The organism is Streptomyces aureus (assembly GCF_001418135.1).
Taxonomy (GTDB): domain Bacteria; phylum Actinomycetota; class Actinomycetes; order Streptomycetales; family Streptomycetaceae; genus Streptomyces; species Streptomyces aureus_A.
This window is the reverse complement of sequence record NZ_LIPQ01000058.1, coordinates 1-9,152: the sequence shown is the minus strand read 5'-3', so window position 1 is coordinate 9,152 and position 9,152 is coordinate 1. Positions and strand designations below refer to the sequence as shown.

The window sequence follows — 9,152 nt, the reverse complement described above, 5'->3', positions numbered from 1 at the left end:
TACGTCTGGGACTGACCCCTCCGCGGTCTCCGTACGACGTGAGGGGGCGACCCGCGAGATTCTCGCGGGTCGCCCCCTCACGTCGTACGCGCCCCTGCCGTCAGGCGTCGAGGACCTGGCCCTCGCGCTTGACGACGGGCGGCTCGACCGACCAGGGGAAGTTGATCCACTCGTCGGTCTTCTTCCACACGTACTCGCACTTCACGAGGGAGTGGGACTTCTCGTAGATGACGGCGGAGCGGACCTCGGCGACGTGGTCGACGCAGAAGTCGTGGACGAGCTTGAGGGTCTTGCCGGTGTCGGCGACGTCGTCGGTGATGAGCACCTTCTTGTCGCTGAAGTCGATCGCGTCGGGCACGGGCGCCAGCATGACCGGCATCTCCAGCGTGGTGCCCACACCGGTGTAGAACTCCACGTTCACGAGGTGGATGTTCTTGCAGTCCAGGGCGTAGGCCAGACCGCCGGCGACGAAGACTCCGCCGCGGGCGATCGAGAGCACGACGTCGGGCTCGTAGCCGTCGTCGGCGATCGTCTGCGCCAGCTCACGGACGGCGCGTCCGAAACCCTCGTACGTCAGGTTCTCGCGTACTTCACTCATGCCTGCGACCGCCTCACACCTGGGTCCGATGGAAGTTCATGAACGAGCGGGAGGCCGTCGGCCCCCGCTGGCCCTGGTACCGGGAGCCGTACCGCTCGCTCCCGTACGGGAACTCGGCGGGCGAGCTGAGCCGGAACATGCACAGCTGCCCGATCTTCATACCGGGCCAGAGCTTGATCGGCAGGGTGGCGAGGTTCGACAGCTCCAGGGTGACGTGCCCGGAGAAACCGGGGTCGATGAACCCGGCGGTCGAGTGCGTCACGAGCCCGAGCCGCCCGAGAGAGCTCTTCCCCTCAAGACGCGACGCGATGTCGTCCGGGAGGGTGATGACCTCGTAGGTCGAGGCGAGCACGAACTCGCCGGGATGGAGGATGAACGCCTCGTCACCCTCGGGCTCGACCTCACGGGTCAGGTCGAGCTGCTCGACCGCGGGGTCGATGTGGGGGTAGCGGTGGTTCTCGAACACCCGGAAGAAGCGGTCAAGCCTCACGTCGATGCTCGAGGGCTGCACCATGGATTCGTCGTACGGGTCGATGCGCACCCGTCCGGCATCGATCTCGGCCCGGATGTCCTTGTCTGAGAGAAGCACGCCCCCACGATACGCAGAGGGCGCGGACCTGCCCCAATCGGCAGGCGTCCGCGCCCCGGGCACCGGTCAGCGCCGTCCGGACTCCACCGGCACCGCATGCCGCAGCCGCGCGCAGCGCGGACACCGGATGAGCCGCCCTGGCCCGATCCGCCCGGCCCCGAGCTGCTGCAACGGGAACGAAGCGGTACTGAACACATGCCCTTCGGCACAACGGACGACGGTGCGCTCCATCGGACCCATCAAGTCCCTTCCCCTACACATGTGGTGGACGGGAAGCCACATTAGGGGATCAACGGGACACCCTCCAGGCGGCACTCCGCACCCGGGAAGGCGCAAGCTTCGCCTCAAGTGGCGCATGGGGTACAGTGTGCAACGATGCGGAACCGTTCATCGGGCCGCTGTGCGGATGTAGTTTAATGGTAGAACATGAGCTTCCCAAGCTTATAGCGCGGGTTCGATTCCCGTCATCCGCTCTTGAACGAAGGCCCTGGTCAGAGAGACCAGGGCCTTCGTCGTTGTCTCGATCGTCGGCCCGACCGGAATCCGGTCAGAACTCCAGCACCTCGCGGTCGAGCGGATACCGCGCGCGGTGGGGGCCGTCGTACGGCGAGGGAGTGATCGGCAGGACGCCGGTGGGCTGCAGGCCCAGGTTGTCGTCCCAGATGCGGGGTTCGACCTGTCCCACGACGCGGAACTTCCGGAAGGTGAACGGCGGGCTGTCGGTCGGGAAGAACTCGGGCGTGGTCATCACCTGGAAGTGCAGGTGCGGCGTGGTCGAGTTGCCGCTGTTGCCGATCAGCCCGAGGATCCGGCCGGGTTCGACGTGGTCGCCCACCCGGACCCTGAGCGAGCCGGGCTTCAGGTGGGCGTAGAGCAGGTAGCGGCCCGGCGCGACCTCCACGGTGACGTGGTTGCCGACGGTCTGCTCGATCGGCGGGACCGGCGGCGTGACGGGCGGCGTGTTGTCCGGGATCCCGTCCTGGACCTCCACCACCCTGCCGCCGGCCGCGGCGACGACCGGCTGCCGGTAGCTCAGGTAACTGGTGAGCCGCGCGGGGTCGCCTTCCCAGGTCTGTCCTTGCTCGCCGACCTTGTACCAGTCGATCGCGAAGCGCTGCGGCACGTAGAAGCGGCCGTTGATCGGGCCGAGGCCGCGGCGGTGGTGGGTGTTGCCGCAGCACGACTCGCTGGAGTACCAGGTGCCGGGGCGGACCGGCGCGTCCAGGTCCAGCGGAGCGGTGCGGTCGGTCGGGGTGATCTGGACCGTCTCCTCGAACGGGGAGGAGCCGGAGGCGGTGAGGACGGCGCCCGAGAGGTGGTGTTCGAGGACCTTGGGCACCCACTGACCGCGGTCGAGGGCCAGGTCGAGCCAGACCACCCACTGCTGGGAGCCCGGGATGACGGTCGGCGTCGGCCCCGGGGGCGCCGGGGTGTACCCGTCCGCACCCGGCAGGGGGTCGCCCACCGGGTGGGCGGCATCGGCCAGCGCCTGCCCGCTCAGCGAGCCCACCACCCGGTGTGTGCGGGCGTCCCGGACCTCGACACGGTCCAGCCGCACCCGTGCGCTGCTGGGCAGCGCGTTCGTAGTGAGCAGTTCGTACGAGAGGTGCGTCTTGCCGTCCGTCGCGCGGAACGGCGCCGGTTCGGTCATCACGGCCGCCGTCAACGGCGTGAACTGGGGGCCGGGCGCCGGCGTGGCCGCGCCGGTGCCGTATCCGGGTGCCGTTGAAGCCGTCAGCATGCCGACCGCGAGCACGGCGGCGGCGAGCCCGCGACGTAGCGGACTGCGGCCGGTGCGGTTGCGAGGGTGGCGCTCTGCCATGGTGCTCTTCCAGTCGTCGGGTCCGGGGCCACCAAGGGCACCGGCACGCCCCGCGCCGAGGCGCAGGCTCATGTAATCCGGCCGGGCGGCGCTCCCCGCGGACGGCGCCGGAGTCGGGTGCCGAACTACACCCGTCCAGCCGCACCGGACCACCGGGTGGGAGCGGGTACGTGCCCCATCCGTGCCCTCCAGGACGGTGAACAGCGGTCACCACGGGTGTGAGCAGAGCCTCCCGGCAGGACCCGCGAAGAGACTTGTCCGCAGGTCAGAGGCCAGGTGGGCGGCCAAGCAGCGGAGATTCCCAAGCTCATAGCGCGGGTTCGATTCCCGTCATCCGCTCTTCCACGAAGCCCCAGGTCAGCGACCTGGGGCTTCGTCGTTGTCCGGAACCGCCGATCAGGTCGACAGGGCGTCCAGAGCGGCGAGGTCCTCCGGGTCGAGGAGCAGGTCGGCTGCCGCGGTGTTGTCCTCCACGTGGGCCACGGAGGAAGTGCCGGGGATCGCGAGGACGACCGGTGACCCGGCCAGCGTCCAGGCGAGCTTGACCTGTTCGGGAGAGGCTCCGTGCCGGGCGGCGATCCGGGCGAGGGGTTCGGTCGGCTCGGGGCGCCCCAGGCTTTCCAAGGAGAAGAACGGGACGAACGCGATGCCCTGCCGGGTGCAGGCGTCGAGGACTTCCGGATGTCGGCGGTGGAAGAGGCCGTACATGTTCTGTACCGCCGCCACCGGAGCGATCCGCTGCGAAATGGCGAGCTGCCCGGTGGTCGTGTTGCTGAGGCCGAGGTGGCGGATCAGCCCCTCCTCCCGCAGGGCGGCGAGCGTTCCGAATCGCTCGGCCACTGCTTCGTCGTCGTCCTCGTGGAGCCGCAGATAGACGAGGTCGAGGCGGTCCCGGCCGAGTTCGCGCAGGGTGCGGTGGACGCCTGCGACGAGTTCCCGGGGGCCGGCCGGGGCGCCCCAGCTGCCGTCGGGGTGGCGGACCGGGCCGACCTTCGCCGCCAGGACCAGACCCTCGGGGTAGGGGTACAGGGTGCGGCGGATCAGGCCGTTGGCCGAGAGGCCACCGTGGAAGTAGAACCAGGCGGTGTCGATGTGGTTCACGCCGAGTTCGACCGCCCGCCTCAGCACGGCTGCCGACGTCTCCGGGTCGTTCGCGGGTCCGGCGATCTCCCGGGCCGGAAGCCGCATGGCGCCGAAGCCCATGCGGGCGACGGGGAGGTCTCCGCCGAGGAGGAAGGCAGCGGGCGGGTTCTCACGAGTCGTGGTCATGCCTCCAGATCCTCGGGAAGCCTCGTGCCGGAGGCGAACGACTGGCAGGTTGGTGCCATGACGGCGAGAGGCATCGTGACGCTGCGGGGCGAGGACGAGCTGGCGCGGCGGGCGGGCGCCCTGTTCGCGGGGGCGCGGCAGGAGTTCCTCTGCGCCGCCGGAGAGACCGGGACGTGGTCGGCCGCCGGCCCGAGCGCGCCCCGCGCCCTCCCGCCCGGGCTCGTGGTGCGCAAGCTGTACGGGCCCGGCGTCCTCCAGGCCCCCGGTGGGCAGGAGCTGCTCGACCGGCTCGGCAAGGCCGGCGCGGAGATCCGGATCTCGCCCGCGCCCCCGGCCCACGAGGCCATCGTCGTCGACCGGCGCCTCGCGGTGCTGGCGGCCCCGCGGTCCGCCGCGGGAGGCCCCCGTACGTACAACGTCGTGCAGGAGCCAGATGTGGTGGCGGGGGTGCGGGCCCTGTTCGAGACGGTTTGGGAGGCCTCGGCGGACCTAGCCGCGTACAACCGCGTGCCGTTCCCCCTCCTCGGCGACACGGAGCGGGCTGTCCTGCGGGCACTGGCGGCCGGCCATACGGACGAGGCCGCGTCCCGCCGACTGGGGGTGTCCCTGCGGACCTACCGCCGTCGGGTCGCCGCCCTCATGACCGCCCTGGGCGCGCGGTCCCGCTTCCAGGCCGGCCTGCGTGCCCGCGAGGTCCTCGGCGGGCGCCTGGACGCCTGACGGGTCCGGCAGCCGGAGGCGGCCACGAGCCGTGCCACAACGTGCCGGCAGGTCCGCTCTTCCACGAAGCCCCAGGTCAGCGACCTGGGGCTGTGTCGTTGTCGCCCCTCGCGGAGGGGACGCGAGGGGGCCGCTAGGCGAAGGCGGGAAGGGCCAGTCCGAGGGTGCCCCAGCCGAGGAGGGCCGTGAGGGCCGCCGAAACGGCTGACCGGAACAGCCGTTTCCAGACGTACGCGTCCAGGCCCCTGCACACGACCACGCGGGCGGGGTGCTTGAGGTGGTAGGCGATGTCGTACGGCGTCCCCTGTTCGTCGTGGGGCGCGCGGCGGACCTTTCCGTCGGTGGCGGTGTAGCCGTAGCGGACCTGGCCGCGGATGAGGGTGGGCACCGTCTCGACCGTGACGCCGTGGCGGGGCAGGTACCAGATGTTCCACGGGACCGCCGCCGCGCCGATCGTCACCCAAACCATCAGCAGTGTCGTGGCGCCGGTCAGCAGCACCGCGAGTGCGCGGGACGCGTGGTCCCCGGCGATCACCACGCCCGCGGCGAGGGCGACGAGTCCGAGGCCGAGCGCGGCCATCACCCCGATGACGACGAGAGCGGCCGGCGTACTCGGCTCCGCGTCCTCCTCGGCCTCCCTCTCCCGGAGTGCCCGCGCTTCCCGTTCCTCCCGTGCCTCCCGCTCGGCGTCCTCCGCCGCCTCGTGCGTGACCGCCACGAGCGTCGAGCCGTCCACCGGGTCCTCGTGGGCGGGACGTTCGGGCAGCGCGCCGTTCACCGCTTCCCCGAAGACGGTCGCCGAGGCACGGGACACCCCCTCGATCCGGTACCGGGTCGGCTCACTGTTCGTCTTCGTGGGCCTGGCGGTGGTCGCCCTCGGCCTGCTGATCATCGGCGGCCCGAAGGCCGCACTCCGCAACATGCGGGAGCTGGAGAAGACCGGCGTCGAGGTCCCGGCGACCCTGGTCTCGATGGCGCCTCGCAAGACCTACCTGACCGTCGTCTACGCGTACACGACCGCGGACGGTTCCCGGGCCACCCACACCTCATGGACCGGCCGCAACCCCCTGCACGTCGTGGGCGAGACATACCCGCTGGTGCGGACGGCGCACCCGTCCAAGAACGTCTGGATGGGGACGATGGCCGCGGTGCGCCATGAGCGCGCGGGGACTGAGCATCACATCCGCTTCATGGTGTGCGTGATGCTCGCGGGTGTCACGACCTTCGCCGTGGCTGTGACGGGCCTGGTCCTCCTCCCCTGACTCACGTCGTCGCGGCCTTCCCCAGAACACCGCGCCCGCCCGCGGCCTCACCCCGCTCCAAGAGGTCTCCGCGATGCTCGGCGCCCCGGCAGCGGCCTGACCGCGACCCACGGGCGAACGTGGGCTGACATTCAGGCAGCCGGGAAGGCCCGACCGGCACCGGCCGGTCGGGCCCTTTCGCGTATCGGCGGAGGGGCTTCCCCGAGGGCGTGAAGTCAGTGGTCGGAGTAACTGAAGTCGCCCATGGTCCAGGCGCTGACGTCCGCGATCGAGACGCGGTACATCCCGCCTGTCTCCGGGATCCCCACCGTGCCCTGAAGGATCCGCGCCATGTGGAAGTGCAGATACGCGGGCGGCCCGTCCCTCCGTGTCATGGCGGTGAAGACGGCGGAGAACTCTCCCAGGCGGGCGGAGTCGGCCAGGACCTCCGAGACCCGCTGCCTCCACACCGCTTCGGGCGCCAGTCGGCCGGTGATGACAGCGCCACCGGTGACCACCGTCAGGGACATCTGATTGCTCTGCCCGGACTCCACCAGCGTGGCGACGTCAACGAGCAGCTCGTCAAGCTTCGACATGAGAGCCGATCCTATTCACGGGTCGTCCCGTCCCCTCAACCGGTCTTGCCACCGGGCGAGCAGGGCCGCCACCGCCTTCCCACCAGAGGCACGCCGCGTGACCGAGGCCGCCGTGACTGCCCGCCGGCCGGGGGCCGGCCGAAGCCCCGGTGCCGCCGTTGTGGTCGGGGGTGCACATGCGTGGGAGGGGTCAGAAGGAGGTGGTCCCGCGCCGTGGCTGATGGAGTTCGGCTTTTCCGAAGAGGAGGGCGTAGCCGGGGGGGAGTTGGTTGATGATGCGGTCGAGGAGCTCGGGTCCGGCGAGTTGGGACACGGCGGCGAGGACGGCGCCGACGTTCCAGCGGGCGGTGGCGGGTGTGCTGCCGGTGCGCTGGGCGAGGTCCTTGACGAACTCCCATCCGGTGAGGGGTGTGACGGCGGGGACCTGGGCGGTCAGGACGAGGGCGGCTTCGACGGGGAGGCGTGCGGCGAGGTCGACGCGTTCGTCGCCGACGAGCTGTCGTCCCAGTGCGGCGAGTACGGACTGGACGGCTTCGTCGGCGCGTTCGAGGGTGGGGTGGGCGCCCTCGTAGCGCACCCGCTCGAGCATCTGGGAGTAGGGCGCCGCGGTGGTGGTGCTGCCGTGGGCGGGTGTGGTCGTGGTCTCGGTCTGAAGAGTCATGCTGGTGGAGATCGCCGTTCTCTTCGGGCCCGGTCGGTGGACCGGGCGGAGCGAACACGTTTCAGGGGTGCCGGCTCACCGGGGGTGGTGCGGCCGGCCGAAGAGGAGGTCGTAGCCGGGTGGGAGCTGCAGGAGGATCCGGGCGGTCAGTTCCTCGCCGGCCGCGTCGGCGGCGACGCTGAGGACGGCGCTGACGTCCCAGGCCGCGGTCTGTTCGGTGGCTCCTTCGATCCAGGCAGCCGTCGCGCGTACGAAGCGTTCGGGTGAGAGAGGCTCGGTGGCCTGGAGGGGGTTGAGGAGCACCAGGGCGAAGGTCTCCGGCAGGCGGGCGGCGAGTGCGGTCCGCACGTCACCGACCAGATGGGCGCCGAGCAGCGCCAGCACGGTGCGGGCGGCTCGTTCGGCCTCCTGTGCGGACCTGTAGTCGCCGCGCTCTTGGACCTTGTCGAGGAACGTCTGCCATCGCAGTCTCATCACGACCCCCTTCTGCATACGTGGATGCGGGGAGCGGAGGACGGAGGAGGGGGAAAGGCTTCCGCCCTCCGCTCCCGGTCTTTCCTACGGTTCAGCCGCTGATCTGCTTGCGGTCGTCGCCCCGGCCGATGGTGATCTTGCGGGGCTTGGCGCGCTCGGCGATCGGGATGCGCAGCGTGAGCACACCCGCCTCGTAGTCGGCCGTGATCCTCTCGGTGTCGAGGGTGTCGGCCAGCATCAGCTGCCGGGAGAAGACGCCGAGGGGCCGCTCGGACAGCTCCATCTGGACGTCGTCGGCCTTCGCGACGGGGCGGCGCTCGGCCTTGACCGTCAGCATGTTCCGCTCGACGTCGATGTCGATCGCGTCCAGCGCGACGCCGGGCAGGTCGAGGGCGATGACGTAGACGTCACCCTCACGGTAGGCGTCCATCGGTACCGCGGAAGGCCGTGACCAGGTGCCGGTCGCACCCAGCATCTGCTGGGCGAGACGGTCGAGCTCGCGGAACGGGTCGGTGCGCATCAACATCGCGAAACACCTCCAGGGGGATCAGGCAGTGACTGCCAATGCGCTTCATCTGTCACCGTTGTAGCATGTCATCCGAACGACGACAAGCTGAATGTCAACGGATGGACGACACGATGAAGAGGGCGTGATCCTGTGACAGGAGCCGACCGACCGGTCACCTTTCCCGCGGCGCTCGCCGCCCTGGCCACGATCGACGAAGCGGTACGGGCAGCCCGGTCCGCGACCACCCCCGACACGACACCGCACGGCTCCTCGGAGGAAGCGCTCGCCGCCCTCCTGCTCCTGCGTGAGCTGCGCGAACAGCTCGCCGCATGGGAGCCCCGCTTCATCGAGGCCGCCCGCGACGCCGGCGCCAGCTGGGCCGACCTCGCCCACCCCCTCGGCGTCACCAGCCGACAGGCCGCCGAACGCCGCTACCTCCGCGTACGCCCCGGCAACCCCGGAACCACCGGCGAACAACGCGTCCAGACGATCCGCGACCGCCGCGCCGCAGACCGCACCATCACGGCCTGGGCCCGATCGAACGCCGCCGACCTGCGCCAGCTCGCCGGACAGATCACCGCCCTCGACGCCCTGCCCCCGGACACACAGGCCGACCTCTCCGCAGCACTCGCGCACAGCGACCCCACCCAGCTCCTCGAACCACTCGCACGCAC

At 70.7% G+C, this 9,152-nt stretch carries 12 protein-coding genes and 1 tRNA gene; 4 read left to right on the top strand and 9 right to left on the bottom strand.

Annotated elements, in window-relative coordinates; all coding sequences use genetic code 11:
- Positions 1 to 100 precede the first annotated feature (100 nt).
- A complete protein-coding gene (locus AOK00_RS06540) occupies positions 101 to 598 on the bottom strand; it encodes a phosphoribosyltransferase (protein ID WP_055599359.1) in 498 nt (165 codons plus the stop codon).
- Positions 599 to 611: 13 nt separating this feature from the next.
- Positions 612 to 1,187 (bottom strand): dCTP deaminase, encoded by a 576-nt coding sequence (gene dcd, locus AOK00_RS06535; protein WP_017240230.1) that lies wholly within the window; start codon positions 1,185 to 1,187, stop codon positions 612 to 614.
- Between the two features lie 402 nt (positions 1,188 to 1,589).
- Between dcd and AOK00_RS06530 the strand changes: the two genes are divergently transcribed.
- Positions 1,590 to 1,660 (top strand) — tRNA-Gly (locus AOK00_RS06530).
- Positions 1,661 to 1,734: 74 nt separating this feature from the next.
- Here AOK00_RS06530 and AOK00_RS06525 read toward each other — a convergent pair.
- Both AOK00_RS06525 and AOK00_RS06520 read right to left on the bottom strand, forming a co-directional pair.
- Positions 1,735 to 3,009: a M23 family metallopeptidase gene (locus AOK00_RS06525; protein WP_055599358.1), complete on the bottom strand. Its 1,275-nt coding sequence runs from the start codon at positions 3,007 to 3,009 to the stop codon at positions 1,735 to 1,737.
- A gap of 396 nt (positions 3,010 to 3,405) precedes the next feature.
- Positions 3,406 to 4,278, bottom strand: coding sequence for an aldo/keto reductase (locus AOK00_RS06520; RefSeq protein WP_055599357.1), 873 nt, complete (start codon positions 4,276 to 4,278; stop codon positions 3,406 to 3,408).
- Between the two features lie 57 nt (positions 4,279 to 4,335).
- On the opposite strand from AOK00_RS06520, the gene AOK00_RS06515 reads away from it, so the two are divergent.
- Positions 4,336 to 4,998 carry a helix-turn-helix transcriptional regulator gene (locus AOK00_RS06515; protein WP_063886536.1) on the top strand — a complete coding sequence of 221 codons (663 nt, stop codon included), beginning with the start codon at positions 4,336 to 4,338 and terminating at the stop codon, positions 4,996 to 4,998.
- A gap of 133 nt (positions 4,999 to 5,131) precedes the next feature.
- On the opposite strand, the gene AOK00_RS06510 is transcribed toward AOK00_RS06515, so the two are convergent.
- Positions 5,132 to 5,716 carry a hypothetical protein gene (locus AOK00_RS06510; RefSeq protein ID WP_159041689.1) on the bottom strand — a complete coding sequence of 195 codons (585 nt, stop codon included), beginning with the start codon at positions 5,714 to 5,716 and terminating at the stop codon, positions 5,132 to 5,134.
- On the opposite strand from AOK00_RS06510, the gene AOK00_RS06505 reads away from it, so the two are divergent.
- Positions 5,706 to 6,260, top strand: a complete 555-nt coding sequence (locus AOK00_RS06505) for a DUF3592 domain-containing protein (protein WP_055599354.1) — start codon at positions 5,706 to 5,708, stop codon at positions 6,258 to 6,260. The genes AOK00_RS06510 and AOK00_RS06505 overlap by 11 nt on opposite strands.
- A gap of 215 nt (positions 6,261 to 6,475) precedes the next feature.
- Here AOK00_RS06505 and AOK00_RS06500 read toward each other — a convergent pair whose 3' ends face one another.
- From AOK00_RS06500 to AOK00_RS06485, 4 genes are all read right to left on the bottom strand, one after another.
- On the bottom strand, positions 6,476 to 6,835 hold the full coding sequence (locus AOK00_RS06500; RefSeq protein ID WP_055599353.1) for a hypothetical protein: 360 nt from the start codon (positions 6,833 to 6,835) through the stop codon (positions 6,476 to 6,478).
- Between the two features lie 190 nt (positions 6,836 to 7,025).
- Positions 7,026 to 7,496: a DUF2267 domain-containing protein gene (locus AOK00_RS06495; RefSeq protein WP_079041862.1), complete on the bottom strand. Its 471-nt coding sequence runs from the start codon at positions 7,494 to 7,496 to the stop codon at positions 7,026 to 7,028.
- Between the two features lie 75 nt (positions 7,497 to 7,571).
- On the bottom strand, positions 7,572 to 7,970 hold the full coding sequence (locus AOK00_RS06490) for a DUF2267 domain-containing protein (protein ID WP_055599352.1): 399 nt from the start codon (positions 7,968 to 7,970) through the stop codon (positions 7,572 to 7,574).
- A gap of 91 nt (positions 7,971 to 8,061) precedes the next feature.
- On the bottom strand, positions 8,062 to 8,496 hold the full coding sequence (locus AOK00_RS06485) for an Hsp20/alpha crystallin family protein (protein ID WP_055599351.1): 435 nt from the start codon (positions 8,494 to 8,496) through the stop codon (positions 8,062 to 8,064).
- A gap of 132 nt (positions 8,497 to 8,628) precedes the next feature.
- Here AOK00_RS06485 and AOK00_RS06480 point away from each other — a divergent pair.
- On the top strand, positions 8,629 to 9,152 hold a 524-nt coding region (locus AOK00_RS06480), incomplete at its 3' end, for a hypothetical protein (protein WP_055599360.1).